This is a genomic window from Streptomyces sp. Je 1-4 4N24 (genome assembly GCF_026239515.1).
Classification (GTDB): Bacteria; Actinomycetota; Actinomycetes; order Streptomycetales; family Streptomycetaceae; genus Streptomyces; species Streptomyces nigrescens.
Map to the genome: position 1 here is coordinate 8,583,652 of NZ_CP110836.1, position 19,714 is coordinate 8,603,365.

Annotated in this window: 18 protein-coding genes; 10 read left to right on the forward strand and 8 right to left on the reverse strand. The window is 70.0% G+C overall.

Annotated features, from left to right (window positions below; all coding sequences use genetic code 11):
• Positions 1 to 8: 8 nt before the first annotated feature.
• From SLV14N_RS37235 to SLV14N_RS37250, 4 genes are all read left to right on the forward strand, one after another.
• The gene (locus SLV14N_RS37235) at positions 9 to 899 is read left to right on the forward strand and encodes a phytanoyl-CoA dioxygenase family protein (protein ID WP_208687281.1); all 891 of its coding nucleotides are present in this window, start codon (positions 9 to 11) and stop codon (positions 897 to 899) included.
• 170 nt (positions 900 to 1,069) lie between these two features.
• Complete coding sequence (locus SLV14N_RS37240) at positions 1,070 to 1,609, forward strand: VanZ family protein (RefSeq protein ID WP_263272759.1); 540 nt, start codon at positions 1,070 to 1,072, stop codon at positions 1,607 to 1,609.
• A gap of 83 nt (positions 1,610 to 1,692) precedes the next feature.
• On the forward strand, positions 1,693 to 2,127 hold the full coding sequence (locus tag SLV14N_RS37245) for a MarR family winged helix-turn-helix transcriptional regulator (protein WP_208687283.1): 435 nt from the start codon (positions 1,693 to 1,695) through the stop codon (positions 2,125 to 2,127).
• Positions 2,124 to 3,527 carry an MFS transporter gene (locus SLV14N_RS37250; protein WP_263272761.1) on the forward strand — a complete coding sequence of 468 codons (1,404 nt, stop codon included), beginning with the start codon at positions 2,124 to 2,126 and terminating at the stop codon, positions 3,525 to 3,527. The genes SLV14N_RS37245 and SLV14N_RS37250 overlap by 4 nt, the downstream gene beginning before the upstream one ends.
• Positions 3,528 to 3,535: 8 nt before the next feature.
• On the opposite strand, the gene SLV14N_RS37255 is transcribed toward SLV14N_RS37250, so the two are convergent.
• Positions 3,536 to 4,618, reverse strand: coding sequence for an NUDIX domain-containing protein (locus SLV14N_RS37255; RefSeq protein WP_263272763.1), 1,083 nt, complete (start codon positions 4,616 to 4,618; stop codon positions 3,536 to 3,538).
• A gap of 263 nt (positions 4,619 to 4,881) precedes the next feature.
• On the opposite strand from SLV14N_RS37255, the gene SLV14N_RS37260 reads away from it, so the two are divergent.
• From SLV14N_RS37260 to SLV14N_RS37280, 5 genes are all read left to right on the forward strand, one after another.
• Entirely contained in the window at positions 4,882 to 6,393 is a 1,512-nt protein-coding gene (locus SLV14N_RS37260; RefSeq protein ID WP_263272764.1) for a hypothetical protein, read from the forward strand.
• Between the two features lie 64 nt (positions 6,394 to 6,457).
• Complete coding sequence (locus SLV14N_RS37265; protein ID WP_263272766.1) at positions 6,458 to 7,183, forward strand: nucleotidyltransferase domain-containing protein; 726 nt, start codon at positions 6,458 to 6,460, stop codon at positions 7,181 to 7,183.
• A gap of 201 nt (positions 7,184 to 7,384) precedes the next feature.
• The gene (locus SLV14N_RS37270; RefSeq protein WP_208687287.1) at positions 7,385 to 7,834 is read left to right on the forward strand and encodes a hypothetical protein; all 450 of its coding nucleotides are present in this window, start codon (positions 7,385 to 7,387) and stop codon (positions 7,832 to 7,834) included.
• Between the two features lie 69 nt (positions 7,835 to 7,903).
• Positions 7,904 to 8,782, forward strand: a complete 879-nt coding sequence (locus SLV14N_RS37275) for a hypothetical protein (RefSeq protein WP_263272768.1) — start codon at positions 7,904 to 7,906, stop codon at positions 8,780 to 8,782.
• A 572-nt stretch (positions 8,783 to 9,354) separates the two neighbouring features.
• Entirely contained in the window at positions 9,355 to 9,594 is a 240-nt protein-coding gene (locus SLV14N_RS37280; RefSeq protein WP_208687289.1) for a hypothetical protein, read from the forward strand.
• A gap of 67 nt (positions 9,595 to 9,661) precedes the next feature.
• Here SLV14N_RS37280 and SLV14N_RS37285 read toward each other — a convergent pair whose 3' ends face one another.
• From SLV14N_RS37285 to SLV14N_RS37305, 5 genes are all read right to left on the reverse strand, one after another.
• A complete protein-coding gene (locus SLV14N_RS37285) occupies positions 9,662 to 10,657 on the reverse strand; it encodes a serine hydrolase (RefSeq protein WP_259670655.1) in 996 nt (331 codons plus the stop codon).
• Between the two features lie 310 nt (positions 10,658 to 10,967).
• The gene (locus SLV14N_RS37290) at positions 10,968 to 11,651 is read right to left on the reverse strand and encodes a response regulator transcription factor (RefSeq protein WP_269470893.1); all 684 of its coding nucleotides are present in this window, start codon (positions 11,649 to 11,651) and stop codon (positions 10,968 to 10,970) included.
• Entirely contained in the window at positions 11,644 to 13,347 is a 1,704-nt protein-coding gene (locus SLV14N_RS37295; protein WP_263272770.1) for a sensor histidine kinase, read from the reverse strand. Before SLV14N_RS37295 ends, SLV14N_RS37290 begins: the two co-directional genes overlap by 8 nt.
• Positions 13,348 to 13,534: 187 nt before the next feature.
• Complete coding sequence (locus SLV14N_RS37300; RefSeq protein ID WP_208687291.1) at positions 13,535 to 14,737, reverse strand: hypothetical protein; 1,203 nt, start codon at positions 14,735 to 14,737, stop codon at positions 13,535 to 13,537.
• A 280-nt stretch (positions 14,738 to 15,017) separates the two neighbouring features.
• Positions 15,018 to 16,373, reverse strand: coding sequence for a diacylglycerol kinase family protein (locus SLV14N_RS37305; protein WP_263272773.1), 1,356 nt, complete (start codon positions 16,371 to 16,373; stop codon positions 15,018 to 15,020).
• Positions 16,374 to 16,766: 393 nt separating this feature from the next.
• Here SLV14N_RS37305 and SLV14N_RS37310 point away from each other — a divergent pair, with 393 nt between their 5' ends.
• Positions 16,767 to 17,234: a hypothetical protein gene (locus SLV14N_RS37310; RefSeq protein ID WP_263272775.1), complete on the forward strand. Its 468-nt coding sequence runs from the start codon at positions 16,767 to 16,769 to the stop codon at positions 17,232 to 17,234.
• 47 nt (positions 17,235 to 17,281) lie between these two features.
• Here the strand turns inward: SLV14N_RS37310 and SLV14N_RS37315 are convergent, their stop codons facing one another.
• Both SLV14N_RS37315 and SLV14N_RS37320 read right to left on the reverse strand, forming a co-directional pair.
• Entirely contained in the window at positions 17,282 to 18,640 is a 1,359-nt protein-coding gene (locus SLV14N_RS37315; protein WP_263272777.1) for an erythromycin esterase family protein, read from the reverse strand.
• A gap of 160 nt (positions 18,641 to 18,800) precedes the next feature.
• A complete protein-coding gene (locus SLV14N_RS37320) occupies positions 18,801 to 19,649 on the reverse strand; it encodes a YwqG family protein (RefSeq protein WP_263272779.1) in 849 nt (282 codons plus the stop codon).
• Between the last annotated feature and the right edge of the window lie 65 nt (positions 19,650 to 19,714).

Consider the following 19,714-nt stretch of genomic DNA (forward strand, 5'->3'; position numbering starts at 1 on the left):
GAGCGGATGTGTCACTGGCGACCCTGCACGCGTCGACGGTCGGCGAGCTGCGTCTGCGCCAGGTGCTCGACGGCCATCTGGTCGTGGTCCGCGGCGGGTTGCACCAGCTCGTCCCCGGCAGCACCTTCCACCGTGCGGCGCTCGCCTCCGTCACCTCCGCCGTCTCACCACAAGCGGCCGGCCGGCTCGCGGAACGCGGCCTGGAGCATCTGCACCGAGTCGCCGGCGCCGAACAGGTCCGGGCAGTCCGCGACGAGCTGGACCGCCGACTGCGCCCGGCCGCCCAACGGCTGCTGCTCCGCTTCGCCGCAGCGCTGCCGCCGCAGGGACGCCGGCTGTATGTGAGCGACCACCTCGGCGTGCGGATCATGCCGCCGCAGGCCGCCGTCCGCGGCAGTGAGGAGGAACTGCGCCCCTACACCGGCTTCCTGCTCCCGAACGAGGCGCACACGGACTCCTGGTTCAACACCGCCGTCAACTCGGTCAACCTCTGGATGGCCGTCAGCCGGGTGCGCCAGGACAACGGACTGACCTTCTGGCCGCAGGCGTACCGGCGTCCCCTGCGGCACGACGGTGTGCGCCTGCTGCCGGACCAGCCGGTCGGTGACCCGGTGGAGGTCGAGCTGGAACCGGGCGACCTGCTGGTCTTCGCCGGCGACCACCTGCACGCCACCCGCCCGAACACCGGCCCGGAGACCCGCTGGGTGGTCACCAAACGCCTCTGTGTCGGCCCACCCCGCTACCACCCGCACGCCACCGGCTGGACCCCCTACCTCGACCCCCGCCTCCTCGACACCCCCCTGCAGCCCCTGGCCTCCCTACGATCAGCCCTCACTCTGGGCCGCGTCCGCCAACTCGCCCGCGACTGCCGCCAGTTGGTGTCCCACTTGCGTCGCTGAGCTTCCCCGTCAGCCGACGGAGCCGCTGCGGGGCCGTCCGCGGCGCCCGCCTGGGGAGCCGCCCCTCAGCGCAGGCTTCACCGCTGCCGGTGAGTGCTTCCGCAGCAGTCCTGTGCGCCAGGGTGGTGTCTCCGCGGCGCACCGGAAGTGGCGGTCGGTTACCGTTCCCCATGCCTTTCGCTGTGATTGCTCTCCTTGTCGGATTCGCGGGTGCTCTCCTCACCTGGCCGGCCACCCGCACCCGCCGCACCTCCCAGCGGATCCTGCTGGGCCTGGTGTGGCTGTGGGCCGCCGGGGTCGTCAGTCTCACCTTCGGCACGCCGTCGGGCGGGGGCCGGCCCGTCAATATCGCCCTGCTCGACGTGAGCAACCCCGCCGACCTCGTCGATTTCCTGGTGAACATGGCGCTGTTCCTCCCGGGCGGAATCCTGTTCGCCGCGCTCGGCTGCCGCTGGTTCACGGCAGGGCTCTTCGGATTCCTCGGCTCCCTCGCGATCGAGACGGCCCAGCACCTCGTCCAATGGGGGCGTACCGCGGACATCAATGACCTGCTGTCCAACACCGCCGGCTGCCTGGCCGGTTTCGCAGGCGCAGCGGTCGTCCTCAGCATCCTGGGGAGGTCGGCGGCCCCTGGCGGGCAGCATCCCCGCATCGGGAGCCAGTCGCAGGCTTCGGCGCCGCTGAGCGGGTCCGGGGCCGGTCGTCGCTAGAGCGTGTCAGCGGGGGGCAGGGATTCCCGCCACTTCGCGAAAGCCGGTGGACGCGCTCAACTAGGAAAGCTAGCTTTCTCATCATGGCGGATGATCTGGATGTGAACGCGGTGGGTTCGGCGCTGCAGGTGAGCCTCGGTCTCTTCGTGCGACGGCTTCGTCAGCCGCTTCCGGGCGAGCTCACGCTTCCCGAGGTGTCGGTCCTGTCGCGCCTGGAGCGGGCCGAGTCGACGACGAGCGAGCTGGCCCGGGCCGAGCAGATCACGCCGCAGGCGATGGGGATGACGCTCGCCGGGCTGGAAGAGCGCGGCTTGGTGCGGCGCCGTCCCGATCCCGCTGACGGCCGGCGGGTGGTCATGTCGGTCACCGAGGACGGGCAGCGGGAGCTGCGGAACCGGCGTAGTGCCCGTGCGGAGCAGCTGGCGGAGGCGCTCGACGCCGGCGGGTTCACCCGCGCCGAGCTGGAGACCCTGAGGGCGGCAGCGCCGCTGATCGAACGGCTGGGCGAGAACCTGTGACGCCGGCGAGCGTACCGCCCGGCACCACCCACACCACGAACGCGTTCTCGTGGCGGTTCGTGACGCCGCTGTTCACGGGATCGGCGATCAACGCGATCAATACCTCGCTCATCGCGACCGCGCTGGTGCCGATCGCGGCCGCCGTCCACGTCTCGGTGGGGCGGACCGCGGTGCTGGTCTCGGCGCTCTACCTGGCCTGCGCGATTGCCCAGCCGATGGGAGGGAAGCTGGCGGAGGAGCTCGGGCCGCGCCGGGTGTTCCTGGCCGGCATCCTGATCGTCCTGGCGGGCGGGACCGTGGGCGGACTGGGCCAGGATCTGACCGCCCTGGTCGTGGCCCGGGTGCTGATCGGGGTGGGCAGCTCCGCCGTCTACCCCTCCGCGATGCTGCTCATCCGCCGCCGGGCGGAGGCGACCGGGCTGGACGCACCGCCCGGCGGCGTACTCGGGGGCCTGATGATCGCCGGCGCGGCCACGTCCGCCCTCGGCCTTCCGATGGGCGGCATGCTGGTTGACGCCTGGGGATGGCGGACCACGTTCTTCATCAACCTCCCCTTCGCCCTACTGGCCCTCGCCATGGCCTACTTATGGATTCCCTCCGACCCGCCGGTCGCGGGATCGAGGACACTTCGCGAGCTCGCGGCGCGCCTCGACATGACGGGCATCGTCGGTTTCGGCGGGGCCATCGCCGCTCTGTTGGTGTTCCTGAGGGGACTTCCGCACCCCGACTGGCTCGTTCTCGTCCTGGCCGCCGTCATCGGTGCCGGACTCGTCTGGTGGGAACTACGGGCGCACCGGCCGTTCCTCGACGTACGCCTGCTGGGCAGAAACCCGGCGCTCACCCGCACCTACCTGCGCTTCGCCGTGGCATCGCTGTGCGTCTATACCGTCCTCTACGGCCTCACCCAGTGGCTCCAGGCCGGCCGGAACATGTCCGCCGAGGCGGCCGGTCTTCTGCTGCTGCCCATGAGCGCGCTCTCCGCCCTGCTCGCCCGGCCGATCTCGCAACGGAACCTGGTCCGCATGCCGCTGATCGTCGCGGCGGTCTCCTGTCTGGCCGCCTCGGCCGGGGTGCTCGCGCTCACCGCAAGCACCCCGACCGTCTGGATCGTGGTCATCACCCTCGTCTTCGGGATCACCCTGGGCACCACCATCAGCGCCAACCAGACGACCCTGTACACCCAGGCCGGCGCCGGTGAGATCGGTACCGCTGCGGGGCTGTTCCGGACGTTCGGCTTCCTCGGCTCGATCGCCTCGTCCGCGCTGATCTCCGTCGTGTTCCACACCCAGGTCAGCGATCAGCGCCTGCACCTGATCGCCCTGATCATGGTCATCGTCAGCGTCCTGGGTCTGATCCTCGTGATCACCGATCGCACGGTCATGACTCGCGCCCGGGTGTGAGCCTTCCTTCAGACAAGAGGGTGCCGGTGGACGGGCGGCAGACCGGGCAGCAGTCCGGGCCAGACGACGTCCAGGACGTGGGCGCTGGGCGTGAACAGTGCGGCGGCAAGCGTCGGAAGGTCGGCGACGTCGTGCCACTCCCAGCGGTGGATGAGATCCGGCTCCCGCACGGCCGGTTTGCCGCAGAAGTCGACGATGCGCACCGCGGCGGTCACGCGAGGAATGCCGTGAACGGCGTCCATCAGGATCGCCAGCAGCCGCGCATCGGCCGTCTTGGCCCGCAGACCGGTTTCCTCTTCGAGCTCGCGCACGGCGGCCTCGACGAATGATTCACCGCCGTCGTTCTTGCCGCCGGGCAGCTCCCACGTCCCCCGCAGCGACCTGCCCAGCAGCACCCGGCCCGCTTCGTCGGTCACCACGACGCCCGCACCGGTCAAGGCGTGCGGGGACGGGCGTCCCTTACCGCGGTAGGCCACCGGGCCCGAGGCGGGGCCGCGCAGCACGAGGAACGCCAGCCCTTCCGCGTCACGCCGTTCGGCCGTGTGCCATCCGGCGGACAGCAGGGTGATCTCTTCCTCGTCGAGCGCGATGGCGCGGCGGTCGGCCGGCACCCCCTCCACGACCGGGGTGATCACCACGACCGCGCCGCCGGGGCGCAGCCGTTCGCGCAGTCGGTGCATGACGCGGGTGCGGTCGCCGATGAACGCATAGCTCAGCCGGAAGGCGATCAGGTCGTACGAGGAGCGCAGGCCGTCGAGGGGGTCCCGTTCGATGTCGCACTGCACGAACCGCACCGTGCCGGATGCCGGCGGGGTCTGCTCGGCGGTGCTGAGGGCCGAGGCGGCGAAGTCGAGGGCATCGACGGTGTAGCCGGTGGCCGCGAGGTGGCGGGCGAGATCGCCCAGGCCGCAGCCCACATCCAGGGCATGGCCGCCACCGGGCGGTGCGGGAACCAGTTCACGGAGCAGGGTGAGTTCGGCGTCGTCGAGTGGCCGGAACGTACGGCCTTCGCCGTAATGGGTGACCCATGCTTCCTGCGTGACGTTTCCCATCGCGATACTGCCTTTCAGCGTCTTGAGTGAGCCGGACATGCGGTACGGCGTTCAGCGGAAGCCTGCCCCTCGTACCTTGACGGCACCGTCCGGACCGCGACCTCCCGCAACGTGCCCGAGCCGGGCCGGGATTGCCGGTTGGGTCTCCTCCCACACCTCACGGCGACAGCCTCGCGCGGGCTCTCTCCCGGCTCGGGGAGCTGACCCCGCTACGCGACGCGGATGGTGCTCTCAGCGCAGGCGCAGGCGCACGAGGGCGGCGGACGGAGTCCGGTGTCAGTGCTCGCCCCTACAGTGTCCGCATGACCGCTGAGACACAGCCGGAGAACTCCCCGCAGCATCTGCTGCAGACGTGGACCGACGACCTGCCGTATCAGCTGCTGCTCCTGGAGAAGGTGCACCTTCCCGAGGACTTCTCCTTCGACTACGGCCCCAAGTCGCTGACCGAGTTGGAGACACGCCTGCTGGAGCACGACGACTCCGTCCAGGAAAGCGAGAAGCGGACGGAGTTCGTGGAGAGTGCGATGGCCTACCTCGGCGAAGTCCTGCTCGGGATCGCGGGCGGTGCCTGGGGCTGGCACACCCGGCCGGTCGGCGATCTCCCGGGGCAGCCTGCCGTCTGCCCGGACCCGGATCTCGGACTCTCGCCCGTCGCACCGATGCTGCTGATCTCGTACGCCCTCCGCGTCCGCACGGGCACCGCGTTCGCCGAGGAGGCGGAGCGGCTGGGCCGGGCCGTGACGGCGCGACAGCAGGAGATACCGGGGTGGCAGCCGGTCAAGGAGCACACGCCGCACGTGGACCCCAGGCTGCCGCTGCCGGAGGATCCGGTGCTGACGGCGTGGCTGGCCGAACGCAAGGAGGCGCTGTCCGGCTGGGTCGAGGACGCGTTCGCCGGAGCGTGGCGGTGGAATTTCCACCCGGACACGTTGGACTGGCTGGAAGTCGTCGTGAAGCAGCGGTTCGCCACGGTGGAGGAATTCGACGCGGCGCGGGACGAGCCGTTCGTGCAGGGCGCCTGCTGGTATCTGGGGGAGGTGATCCGGCGCAACAAGGGGGCGGTGTGGCAGTACATCCCGTTCGATCCTGCCGCCGAGCCCTGGGCCCTGGGCTCGCGGGAGAACGTGTGGACCGAGGTGCCGTTCGTGGATCAGCCGGACAAGCGGATCGGGGGCGCGGTGATTCCGCTGGGGTGCCTGCGTGAGCTGCTCCTCGACGAGGAGGCGCAGGGGGAGCGGCAGGGCGGCCTGCGGGACGAGCTGTTCTGGTTCAGGGCGTCCTCGTACGCACACGTGGGGGCGCTCCTGACGCGGATGGGCATGGTGTCCCGGGAGAAGGCCGACAGCGTGCTCGCGGAGTGCGCCGCATGCGCACATCATGACCTGATGCCCCATGAAGTGCCCGGTGCACTGGAGGAGTTCGGCGTGGCGATATCGGCCCACGCGGACGATGTCGGCGACCTGGAAGGGAGCTACACGAGCATCCTGGAGGAGGCCGCGGCACTCACCGACGGCGCGGTCACCATCACCGACGTCAGGCTGCACGGCGGCGAGTACGGCGAAACCCTGGAGTTCACCCGCAACGGCGTCCCGGTGACCCAGGAGACCGAGCACCGGTCGCACAGGTACCTCGACCATCTGGCGATCATGGAATTCATCGACCACGTCGATCCCGATCCCGGCGACGACGCACGCCGGTTCCACCAGGTGCAGTTCGTCTACCTCAGGGAGGCCAACTACGACAGCTACTACGTTTTCGCCACACCGGAACAGGCCACCGTGCTGGAGAAGGAACTCGGCCTGGATCTGCGCTGAAGGGGCATGCGACCGCGCCGCTTGTGGTGGAAGACGCCCTCAGGGGCTGGCACGATGAACGCCCATGAATGATCCAGCAGCCCCAACAGCCCTGGCTCTTGGCCTGGTGACGAGCCGCTTCCCGCACGCCCTGGGCGCGACACTCGGCGGTTCGGCCGCCCAAGGCCGGGCAACTCCGGCCAGCGATCTGGACGTGGCCGTCCTGCTTCCGGACTCGGACACCAGCCGCCGCGAGGTGGTACGCCACGACGGCCGCTTGGCCGAACTGTTCTTGCACACCCTCGCGGACCTTCCTGACGTCTTCGCAGGGGACCGAGCCCGTCGCCGGGGCACCGTGCTCTTCCTCTACGACCAGGGCGTGCCCCTGATGGATCCACACGGCCAGGTGTCCCGAGCACGCGCACAGGCCCGAGCGGTACTCGCGGCCGGCCCACCACCGCTGACCCCGGCGGAGTGGGAACGAGGCCGCTACTACCTCACCTGCTTCATGGACGATCTGATCGACACTCAGCCGGCCGACCGCTACGAACAGCTCGCCCTCGCCGACTCGACCCTGGGCGAGTCGGCGCACCTGCTCACGGCCCACCACGGCGCCTGGACAGGCATCGGCAAATGGCTGCCCCGCAGACTGCTCAGCGCAGATCCGGAACGGGGCAGGGCCCTGCTGGACGGCCACAGAGCGGTGGCCGAACACGGCGACCCTGCGCCCTTGGCAGCCGCGGCGGAGCAGGTGCTCGATCTGCGCGGCGGCCCGCTGCGCGAGGGGTACACACAACCATGGGGTGGGTGACCCGCCGCGTTGGCTGAGTGCGCAACTCGACCACCACTCCCCACACTTTCGAACCTGCTCGAATTCTGTGTACTGCTGTGCGATAAGTGCTTGAATCAACTCTGACGCCGGGCGGTGCCCGGGGGGCAGAGGGGGCATTCCATGACCGGGAAGGCTCCCCGCCCACGTCGGCAACACCGTTGACGCAAGGGGGAGAAGAACATGCAGCGCAACATCATGCGGACGTTGACCGCGGCCGCGTTGAGCACGGTGGGACTGATCGGGATCGGCACGGCCACCGCGGACGCCACCACAGCCACTCCGGCCGTGACGACCGCAGCGGCAGATGACTCCGCGGCACCGGCCGAAGTGGGCATCAACGCGGCCAAGTTCTATTTCTTCAAGGACGACAACCGGCACGGCGGCTATGCCTACGTCACGGGCTCCGACCGCGACCTGAGGAACAACCGCTGGCTGAGCGGACCGCACAAGGGCCGCACGATCAACAACGGCACCAGCTCGGTCAACAACACCACGTCCCACTTCGTGGTGCTCAGCGACCACGCCGGCAGCTGCGTCGGGCCGCACTACTACTCCAATGCACACAGCTCCGACAACGACCTGTCGAACAACGGCTTCGACAACAAGGCCAGCTGTGTGACGTTCCGGTAGCAGCGGAGTGCGGTGGGGCGTCCGTGAGGGCGGCCGCCCCACCACGCCGCAGTGCGTAGTGAGGTCACCATGCCACTCCGTCATATCGCAGCCGTCCTGGCTCTGCTGGCCCTGGTCACCGGATGTTCGTCCGGGGTAGTTCCCTCCACGCCGCGCCACAGCGCGCGGCCCCCCGTAGTGCCGCCCGCCTCCGAGGAAGTACGCCGCCTGATCCTGCCGTTCGACGCCTATGCGCTCTCCGGCCCCGATGTCCACACCATCGAAGCGGCAGAAGACGTCCTGATCCGCGACTGTATGCGCGCCAAGGGGCAGGCGTGGAGGGCGCTTCCTCAACCGGGCACCGTCGACCCGGACCCGCCGCAACGACGCCGTTACGGGGTCATCGAACCGGACGTCGCCCGCCGGTTCGGATACCACCTGCCGCCGGCCCCGCCGGAGACGGCTCGGCGCGACGAGATCTGGCGGGCCAGGGAGAAGATGCCACGCCCCGCGCAGCTCGCCGCATACGGGAAGGACGGCGTCGGCGGGTGCTGGAAGAAGGCGCATGTCCACCTGCTGCGAGGCGTTCCGAAGGGCAGCACGGCGCAGTTCAACCGACGTATCCGCGATGAGTTCACGGCATCTCAGCAGCATCGTGCGGTGCGGTCCGTCGTCCGTTCCTGGAGTGCCTGTATGAAGCGGAACGGGTATCGCTATCCGGACCCGTTGGCCGCCGCCGGCGATGACCGCTGGGCGAAGTCCCCCCGGCCTTCCCGCCAGGAGATCGCGGTGGCGGAGGCGGACGTGCGGTGCAAACAAGAGACCCGGCTCGTGGCCGTCTGGGGCAAGGCGGAGACGCGGATGCAGCACGATGTGGTGCGCGGCCACGCCGCGGAATTCCGGAAGCTTGCCACCCAGAAATCCAGCTGGCTCAAGGCCGCCCGCCGGGTCATCCGCGGTGGCGCCTGAGGCGTGTGCCGCCAAGGGCAGGGCCGGCCGGTGCAGACGGTGACTGCTGAACAAGGGTGAAGTGCCGCCGGCCCTGACCGCTGCTCGCCTTGCGTGGCCTCGCGCGTACGGTGCCGTCGGTCGTCGTGGACCTCCGCACCGCGGCACCGTACGCGCGGGGCGCGGTGTCCTGCGCGCAGGCGTCACCGAGCGTGTCCGGCGTCGACACCGTCGTGCACTGTCAGCGACGTGGGGATTTTCGGTGGTCTCGGACCGCCGAGGAATCGCCGCGGCCCGCTCTCGGCGGGTGTGCACCAGATCTCTGCCCCCCGCCGAGCAGCCCGCGCCGGCGCGTCCCTTACGCGCCGTGCCCCGGCCGCCCTCCGGATCCGCACGGCGCGGCGCGCATCCTTTCCCCCGGCCGCCGAGGGCCGAACCAGGCGCGGCGTCGGTTCACCCGACCAGCCCTCCTTCGATGGCCCAGCCGGGTGTCCCGGTGTTCCATGAGCAACGGATGGAACCGGACCCACGGCGCTGGAGGCGGCGGCTTGTGCCCTGCCGTCCAGCCCCCCACCAGTATCAGGGAGAGGCCCATGTACGAGATGCGCGCCGGCCCCTCAACGACCGGCAGCTCAGGACAGGTGTGGCACGTCATGGCCAAGCACGACGCCCGTGCGACCCTGTGCGGCCGCAAGCTGGCCGCCCACGGCCCCAGGCCGTCGGACCAGGAGGATGACCCCACCGCACGCTATTGCTCGCCGTGCATGACCGCTTTCCGCGAGATTCTGGACATCAACGGGGCACAACCGGCCCACGAACACAAGCCGGCCTGATCGTCCTGTCCGGGCCCGGGGAAGCGCCGATCGCGCACCCCGGGCTCGGAGGTCAGGCGCCGGAGCTTTATTTCGCTGCGGGCGGCTCAGTGGCCGGAGAAGTCGGTCTGCTGGGGTCGTAGCCTTCGGCGTCCGGGTAAACGTCGCGGTATATGGTGCGGGAGATGGTCTCTATCGTTTCGATCCCGTAATCCCAACCCTCGTCTGCGGGGCGTCCTTCGGGGACTCTGTTGTTCTCGGTGAGTATGGCCAGCCCGGAGTCGTAGCCGTTTTCGGTGAGGACTGCCATGCTGTTGACTTTCCAGTCACCCTTGTCGAAGGAATCGACGTCAGGGTTCTGGCTGCGCTGCAGCCAGCCGTTCTTCACCTGGATCACGGAGTCGAGTGGGGCTCCTGCCGTGGCTCCCCATCGCTGGGTGCTCTGGACGTGGTTCATGAGCCCGAGGGCGTAAGAGCGAGCCTTGCTCCCGAGGACCGCGTCGTCGTCGCCCGAGAAGAGACGCAAGAGCTTGGCCTGGTCGTCTGCGGTGACTTGGGTGAGGCCCCAGGAGCCTTCCTTGTCGAGGACGGTGTGATCCATGCCGGCCTTGTCAAGGAATTCCTGGATCTTGACAGGGTTCGGCTTTGCGGGGTCCGTCAGGTCGGACAATTGCTTCCACAGGGTGGTGGCGGAGGCGTTGTCCGATTCGGTGATCATCTTGCGGGCGAGAGCGTCTTCTGCCTCGGTGAGGGTGCTGCCTTTCTGGTACAGCAAGGCCGCGAGAATTATTGTCTTCGCCACGCTGGCCGAGTCGTACTTCTTGGCGGCGTCGGACGTGCACCTGGTTTCGGTGGGGCGGTCGTAGAAGGAGAGCGACGCCATGCTCTTCCGGCTCGCCAGTGCCGTGGCTATGTCCTCCGACAGCTTCTTCGCCAGCTCTCGGTCTTTGGACGTGCAGTGCACCGTCGAGGTGACTGCCTTGGCTCGTTGCGACGCTGCGGCGGACGGTGTGGCCGCCGCGACAGGGCCGGCAACCGCTCCAGCTCCTATGGCCGCCGCGGTAAAGGTGGAAACCCATCTCATATCTGATCACTTTCCTTTGTGGGGGTCTGAACAATCGGCACAGGCACAGGCACAGGCACAGGCACAGGCACAGGCACAGGCGCAGGCACAGGCACAGGTGCAGGGGGCAGGGGGCAGGGCGTAAGGGGGGAGTGTTGTCGAATAGATCCCAACTGCCGCTGGTGGACGGGGAGTTCTACGTAGCGGGGCGCCTGTCCAAGGGCGGAACCGCCCCGGTCGGCGTCGTCTCCTTCCGGACCACGTCCCCTGCACGCCAAGAGAGGCCCGACTGCTTCCGGATGGTGTTCAACTCCTCGGCCCGGCCGGCGACTCAGCCCATGAGTCGGGCCTGGTGTGCCAGCAGCGCAGCCTGCACCCGGCTGCTGCACCCGGTCTTCCCCAGGATCGATCCGACGTGGCACTTGACCGTCCCCACCCCGATGCCGAGCCGTGTGCCGATCTCCAGGTTCGACAGCCCCTCGCCCAGCATGACCAGCACCTCCCGCTCCCGGTCCGTCAGTCCCGCCACCCTGGGGTCGGGAGCGTCGGTGCTGCCGCTGAGCATCCGACGGATGACGACCCCGGTGACGCCGGGCGAGAGCACCGCGTCCCCCGCGGCCGCGGCCCGTACCGCGCTGATCAGCTCCTGCGGCCCCCCGTCCTTGAGCAGGAAGCCGGTGGCGCCCGCCCGCAGGGCGCGGGTGACGTTCTCCTCGTCGCCGAAGGTGGAGAGCATGACGACCTGCGGCTCGGGGTCGAGGGCGATGAGCGGTTCGACGGCCGCGAGTCCGTCAAGTACGGGCATGCGGACGTCGAGGAGCACCACATCGGGCCGGTGCTCGGCGGCGAGCCGGACGGCCTCGGCGCCGTTGGCCGCCTCGCCCACCACGTCGATGCCGTCGGCGTGCCGGAGGATCAGCGCGATGGCGTGCCGGATCAGCTCCTCGTCGTCGGCCAGCAGTACCCGGATCACGGAACCCGGCCCGGAGCCCGCGGAGTTGGTCTGATCAGTCATGAGTCCTGCTCTCATGGGGCGGTTCGGTCACGATGGGTACCGTGAAACGGTCGATTGCGATCAAGGTGTCGGACCGGAAGCAGTAACGGACGAGCTCCATCCGCCCGCCCTTGGGCTTCCCGCCCGCGTACGGATACACGCAGTCCGTGACGGAGGCCGGCCGCGGCGGTTCGCGCCCGGCGGCGGCCGCGCGCGACGCGTCGTCGTCCGGTGCCACGGCGCGCTCCACCTGCCCCCTCGTCATCCCCAACCGGGGCTTTTCGGGGCTCTGATAGGCGAGTTCGTAGCGTGAATGGTCCACCAGCACGACCCCGAACAGCATCAACACGCCCACCCCCGCCAGGCCGAGCAGTCCGATGACGGCGCCGGCAACGCGCCGCTGGAGGACGGAGAGCCTGCTGCGGGACTCTTCGACGGGGACCGATCCGCTGTCGTCCGGTGCCGCGTCCGCAGTCTCCGCGCCGGGCCCCGGGGTAGCGGGGATCTCGGCCGCCACGGCGAAGCCGCCACCGGGCGTCCGCCCGGCCTCCAAGCTGCCACCGAGCAGCGCCACCCGCTCCCTCAAACCGGTCAGCCCGCGCCCGGAGCCGAGCCCGGTCACGGCAGCGGGCCGCGTGGGCGGAACGCCGTTGCGCACCCGCACCGCCACCCGCTCGTCGGTGTGGCGGACCGCGACCGTCACATGGGCCTCGGCCGCGTACCGGTGAACGTTGGTGAGCGACTCCCGCACCACGCGGTGGACCGCTCGCCGCACTTGGGCCGGCCGAGCGTCGAGATCGGGCCCCTCCCAGGAGAACGCAACGGGGATGCCTCCGCCGCGCGACTCCTCGACCAGCGCCTCGATGTCCGCGCGGGTGCCCGTCGCGTCGGTCAGCGCGCCGGTGCCGGTGTCGCTCCCCAGCGGGCCGAGGACCCCCAGCGCCTCCCGCAGCTCCTGCATGGCGTCGCGGGTGGCACGGCGCACCACAGCGGCCTCGTCCCGCAGTTCGGGCGCCTCCTTCCGCAGCGCCATCTCCAGCCCGCCCGCGTGCAGGGAGACCAGGCTCAGCCGGTGGCCGACCAGATCGTGCATCTCCGCGGCGATACGCGACCGTTCGCGCATCCGCGACTCGCTGTCCACGAGCCGCCGCGCCTCCTCGGCGGCGGCCGCGCGCTCCCGCAAGGCCCGCAGCAGCCGGTCCTGCTGCCCACCGGCGGTACCGACCAGCCCCGGCAGAACGACCGTGGTGACGGCGAACACCGCACCCAGCACAAGGCCGAAGAACCTGCTGCCCACCTCCAGCTCGGGGGCGAACGCCGCGCAGGTCAGCATCGCCAGGGCGGCCGCCCCGAGCAGCACCCCGATCCGCCGCCGCGGCGTTCTCGTCTGCCGGGCCGCGGTGTAGGCAGCCACCGCGGTCAGCAGCGCCACGGCGGACACCACCCCCATCAGCGCGGCCAGCCCGGCCACACAAACCACCGGGAACCGGCGCCGGACCAGCACCAGCGCGATGCCGACGAGTCCCAGGACCGGCGCCCCGCCCCCCAGCCTGCCGTCGAACGTCGACATGCCCTCGTGGACGAGCAGCACCAGCGCCCCGGCCAGGAGCGCCTCGCCCGCCGCCCGCCACAGCAGCCACCGCCCTTGCTCCCCGGGCCCAGCAAAGAGGCTTCGGGTAGGGCGGTTTTCGGCCACAGGTGGGGTGCTGGACGACATAACGCCGATTATCGGGGGCCTCGCATGAGGTTCCCCTGCGCCTTGAGGGCGAGTCGCCTCTGACCAAAGACAGAGGCCCTACCGGAAGAGAGAGCCCTGGTGAGAGGCAGAGGAACGGGTACGGGAAGGGTGGGGGTGGGGTCAAGGGAATCGAGGGTGGGGGGACTTCCGCACCCCTCCTGTGCTGTCAGCCGCGTCCGGTGAACTTCTGTCCGACGCCGAGTTGGCGCAGGCCGGCGAGGACCTGGGGGTCCTGGGCGTCGAGCCAGTCGCACAGCTGCCGGAAGGAGACCATCCGGACGTCCTTGTGCTTCTCGTCGGCGATGTGCTTGATCGCCTCCTCGACGGCGTCCATGTAGATGCCGCCGTTCCACTGCTCGAAGTGGTTGCCGACGAAGAAGGGGGCCCGGTTCGTGTCGTACGCCCGCTGGAAGCCGGCTATGTACGCGTCGGCGGCCTGCTTGCGCCAGCCCGGGTAGTTGGCCGGCGGGGCCTTGGTGGAGGCCTGCGACTGGTTGGCCATGATGTTGTAGTCCATCGAGAGGACTTCGAAGGAGTGGCCGGGGAACGGCATCTGCTGGAGCGGGAAGTCCCAGATGCCCTGCTTCTTGGTGGGCCAGACCTGGAGGCCGCCGGGCGAGCTGGCGTCATACCGCCAGCCGCGCTTGCGCGCCGTCGGCAGCAGGTTCTCCTGGCCCAGCAGACAGGGCGTACGGGCGCCGACGAGTTCCTTGCTGTAGTCGAAGGGCAGCGGTTCGAGGTCGGTGAAGCCGGTGTTGGTCCGCCACTTGGTGACGAAGTCCATGGCCTGCTCGATCTCGGAGTCCCACTGGGCGGGGGTCCAGTTGGCGACCGAGCCACTGCCGGTGCCGCAGAAGTGGCCGTTGAAGTGGGTGCCTATCTCGTGGCCTTCCAGCCAGGCCGCACGCAGGTTCTTCAGCGTCTCCCTGATGTGGTCATCGGTGAGATAGGGGATGTCGGAGGCACCGACGGCGTTGTTCGGCGGCCGGTACAGGCGCTTCTTCGACTCCGGCAGCAAATACAGCCCGGAAAGGAAGAAGGTCATCGAGGCATTGTGGTCACGGGCGAGCTTGCGGAACCGCGGGAAAAGGCCGTTGCCCACCTCGGCCGCCCCGTCCCAGGAGAAGACCACGAACTGGGGCGGCTTCTGGCCGGGCGCCAGTCGCTCCGGCTTGGGCGGCTGCTTCGGCTGCTTTCCGGTGTACGCGGTCGAGCCGTCGCCGATCGGCTTGCTCTTCGGCGTCTTTCCGGGGTTGGTCCCGACCTTGCCGGACTCCGACGAACCCGGGGAGGAGCAGCCGGCGACGGACAGTGCCGCTGCCGCTCCCACCCCGAGTCCGAGCATTCCCCGCCGACTGACATCGCGCATAACGGTCCTCATCGCATTTATCGCCCTGAAGTGCCCCATTGGGCGCCCAGAGAGAGGGGCTGATGGACGCCGGGGTTCCGTTACGGCGGCGAAACTCACAAGGTGGACCGAGCGGCCACGGAGGGTCGTTGCCCGGTCACCGATGAGCCGGAATCGGCGCAGGCCACATCCGCTTCTGGGCGCGGGGGCGCGGCGTGGGTGCAGGGGCACGTTGTACGCGGGCAGCGGGCAGCGGGCAGCGGGCCGCGGACCGCATGAGACTGCGCAGCGGCCGGCGCCGTCAGTCGGTGTCCGTGTCCCTCCCCGCCGCCGTCCGCCCCACCGTCAGGGCGAGCCGGCGTACCCTGCGCCAATTCATCGGAGGCTTCGCGCGCGGTGTGCCGGGACGGTTGCTGGGCAACCGTACGCGCAGGGCGCCCGGTTCGATCCAGCAGCGTACGGGGGTGGGTACGGTCAGGGCCTCGCCGTCGACGCCGACCGGGATGACGGGGGCATCGGCGTCGACGACCACCTCCTGGACGGTGAGCGAGGTCAGTCCCGGCCCATGGCTGCCGCGCAGCATCGAGGCCGCCTGGACCGCGTTGTCGACCGTCACACCGAGCACTCCCAGGACGCCGGAGTCCAGCCGTTCCCGGTACCCCAGTCCCGCGGGATCTCCCATCCGGTAGGGGTTGTTGCTCACCAGGACGGCTTGGGGCGCGTCGACGGTCACATCGCCGGACCGCACCTGCAGGCGCGGGCCGCTGTGGTGGGTCAACAGGTCCGGCAACATCTGAAGGGTGGTACGGGCCTTGTCGTCGCGATAGGCCGGGCTCTGCACCACGGTCGCGTACGCGCCGAAGGAGGCGTTGTTGACGAAGACACGCCCCCGGCCTTCCGCCGCAGGCAGCCCCACGTCGATGAAGCCCAGGTCGACGCGCAGCTCGACCCCGTCGGTGAGCGCCTTGAGACAGGCCGCGGGATCCTCACGGTCGAGGCCGAGGTCCATGGCGAAGTGGTTGCGGGTCCCGGCGCAGATGACGACGAACGGAAGGCCGCGCGCCGCCGCTACGGCCGCGACCAGGGCCTGTGTACCGTCGCCGCCCGCGACACCGAGCAGATCGGCGCCGTCGTCGACGGCCCGCCGCGCCAGCTCCGCCACGTCCTGCGGCCGCGCGGGATCCAGTTCGACGACCTCGGCGCCGAGCGCCCTGGCCTGGTCCGCCAGCCGGAATCGGCCGACCTTCCCGCCGCCCGAGCGCGGATTCATGATGAGGAAGGGGCGTCTCGGAGGAGCGACCGGACGTTCCGGCCGGCGCGCCGGTTCGGTCTTCTGCGGCACCAGGGCCGTTCTGCCCGTGAAGACGGCAAGCGTCCACAGGGCGAGCGAGACGAGCACTACCCACAGCAGCCCGGCGACCGCGTAGAGCACCAGGACGACGACCGGTGTGGCGGTCGCCAGCAGGAAAGCGAGCACCCTGATCACACCCGTGCGCGCGAGCACCCACCACAGTCCGGCCGCCGTGGCGACCAGCCCGGCCAGCCCCACGCCCACCAGCACGATGCTCCGCAGACCTGCGAACACCAGCAGGACCAGCAACGCCGCCGTCCCCGCCGCCAGCGCCAGACGTGCGGCCCAACGCCTGTCCACGCGCATACGCCTCCCGCCGGGTCGGTCCGCTGCCGCTCCCTTCTCCATTGCACAGGCGCAGGCGGCGAAGCGCATCACCTGGCGCGGACGGCGCCTCCCCAGGGCCCAGCGCCAGGGTCTGCCGGCCGCCCTCGGCCTCGGGCACGGTCCGGTCGGACAGCCAGGGCTCGCGTCACGTTGGTGCGCCCGCATGCATGATGGTGCCCTCCTGGACTCATTCTGGACTCATTCACTGCGGCGAAAGGGCGTGTGGCGCAGATGCGGTGGACTCGGCGGAGGAAAGCGAACGGCACGGCATCCTTACCCGTCATAGCGTTCCTGGCGCTTTCCCTGGGTGTCGCCTGCGTGGTCGGGGCCCAGGCTCAGCCGGCGGTCGCGAGCGGGTCCCTCCCCGGACCGATGACGTCTCCGGCCCGTACGCCGGGGCCCGGCACACCCACGACCGCGCACCTCAGGATCAGCGAGGGGCAGGTCGGTGAGGTCGGGCCCGGTGGGACCCTCATCTACCCGAGTGTGACCAGCTGTCTGACGGTGACCGTCCGCCTCCGGGACGGTGGCAAGGTGGGTGCGCACGCCAGCTTGTTCCAGGTGCCGGGGGAGTACCGGTCGGACCGGATCCTCGCTGCGGTCAAGCAGCGGACCGGGGCGCGGGGGGTCCGCGCGGTGGAGGTCAGAGGCGCCGTCGGTGCCTGGCATCCGAGCTACTTCACCAAGGCGATCGAGAGTTACGCAGAGGGCGAGCAGATCCCCGTACCCACTGAGCCCGACCCGGGCGGCCTGGCCAGAGAGGTGGCGGACGCACTCGGGGAGCCGCGGGGAAAGGTGACGGTCGAGGATCTGCCCGACGGCGACCAAACGGTGGACTGAGCCGGGTGGTCTCCGCCGCGCACCAGGCGCAGAGGACACCCGACGGCTCACTTTCCGGCGGGTGACGGGCCGGTCAGCAGCCGGGCGGCACCGACCTGGTGCAGATGGACGACGATGTCGTGCGACCGTGCGAGCGCGATCGGGAACTCCGCCCCGGGCCCGGGGTACTCCGTGCCGATGCTCCTGGTGGTACGTGCCGTGGCCAGCCAGGCGCGGGCCGCGGGCGGGGCGGTGCGCAGGTCCAGGACGTAGTCGCGGTGGCGCACCCGGTCCAGGGTGTGTTCATTGCTGCCGGGTTTCGCGGGTCCCACGGTGTGGGCCCGGACCCGTCCGTCGGCTCCGGTGGCGTTGAACGAGCCCCGGTCGAAGGTCATGCTGATGCTCACATAGTGTGCGCCCAACTTGTCGCGCAGAAAGCTGCCTTGGACCTTGGGGTAGTGCTTCGGGTCATAGGTCCGCAGCGCGACATGACCGTCATGAGCCGACAGCACCACCTTGTCCCCGGTGTGCTGCTGCCACCAGGCCACGTTGTCCGCCATGACCGCATCGCGGTAGCGCATGCCCGCAGCGACCTGCTGCGGGTCGTCGAAGTCGAAGGCGTATCCCCGGGCCGTCTGGTCGATGGCCGTGGCGTGCTGTACGGCCCAGGTATGCGCCTCCCTTGCCTCCCTCGGGGTCCCCGCGGCGGGCCGCTGCCGCTTGAGCAGGTCCAGCGCGCGCCCGGTCCTGCCGGCTATCTCTTTCCGCTCGGCCGGCGGCCGTTTCAGATAGCCGTTCACATGGGCGTCGACGCCGGTCGTGGGCCGCAGACCGCGGTAGAGCTCGGCAACGCGCGGCAGCAGCGCCGGATGTGCCTTGGCCACATAGCCGGTCACCCGGTCATAGAGTTCCGGACCGGCGTACCCGAAGTCATCGCCCATGAACTGGACCGGATCGCGCGGATGCCGGCTGTTGTAACTGCGCATCCAGGTCAGCAGGTTCAGGTAATCGATGTTGTTCCACCAGGAGTAGTTGCTCTGGAACTCCTCGCGCATGATCCGCCGTGGATCGCCCTTGCCCTGCAGCACATAGTCGTTGAGCCGCAGTCCAGTGCTCCAGCTTCCCTCCAGGGCGAAGCTGCGGAAGCCCTTCTCCTCGACGAGGTAGCGGAAGACGCGGTGCTTCATGGCGAAGAATTCATGCGAACTGTGGGTGGCCTCGCCCAGACCCACCACCCGTGCGTCCTTCACCATGCGGCCGACCGGACGCAGATCGTCCAGGTTCCCCTGGGGCTCGGTGGTGCGCAGCGGGTGCGCTTTACGTTCCAGGGCGGGCACCGGCGACTGAGCCGGGGGCGGGGGAGCGGCGGCGACCACCGCGCCGAGCGAAAGGAGCAATGCGAGGAGGGCCGACCTGTGTTGTCTCATTCCACAAGACTTCCTGTCGGCGGGCACGGCGACCATACGCCCCACCCCCCAGTCGTCGGTGGAGCTGCCCCCACCCCCCCGGCTTCCGTGCTGCCCGTACACAGCCGGCGAATTCGGTTCGTCTCCGCGGCGGGGCATGGCCACGGGCGGGGGACTCCCGTCAGCCGCACTGCCAGGTGAACATCGCGCGGTCGAAGCGGCGTTCGGCCAGGTCCTCGGGGCGTATGAGCCAGTAGAGGGCACCGCAGTCGCCCCACATCATGTCCGCATCGTCATCCGTGTCGAACTGAGCGAGCAGCACCCAGCGGAGGGCCTCCTCCTTGATGCGGGGGTCGTCCCACGGCGGGCTGCCCAGTGCGCCCCGGGCGACCTCGGTCTCCACCTCGTCCTGCACCGGGTGCGCATGGCCACCGATGCGGTGCTCCGTGCCGTCGAAGTGGTCCCACAGGGCCTCCTGGAAGTCGTCGTCCCACACCGGATGGTCGTCCGGCATCGGCGCGAACTCCCTGTAGACCACCGGATGCCACAGGTACGGTGCCGTCGTCTCCACACGCGCCGTAAGCGGGACCTTCGGGTACGGCTGAATCGCCTCCGGCGCCGTCCGCTCGGCGACGGCGACCCCCGCGGGGACGTACAGCACGCGCGCTCCCGCCCAGCTGTCGGGCTCATCGGGCGCGACCACCGCACAGCCGTCGTCCAATTGCCCGTCGAAGTAGAAGAAGGCCAGCGTGCCGTCTGCCGGCATGGTGATGTCGAGGGCGGCAGAGGGGAGCTCGGCACAGTCGAGCGAAGCGATGAAGGAGAGCGGACCATGCCCCTCCCACACCGGCCACTCCTCGCTCTCCGGCAGCGCCGGCAGACCGCCGAGCCGGCCGACGACGGGAGCCGTACCCGCGGCCTTCTCCAGGCGCAGCCCCGGCCGCAGCAGGCTGATCCAGCGCTCGGCGATCTCGTGGGGCAGGTGCTCGCGGGCGAGTGTGTGCAGCGTGTCGGCAGTGCTCTGTGTCATGAGAACGATGATGCACGGGACCACTGACAACGGGGTGTTCGCCGGGGTGTCTCCCCGATTTCCGT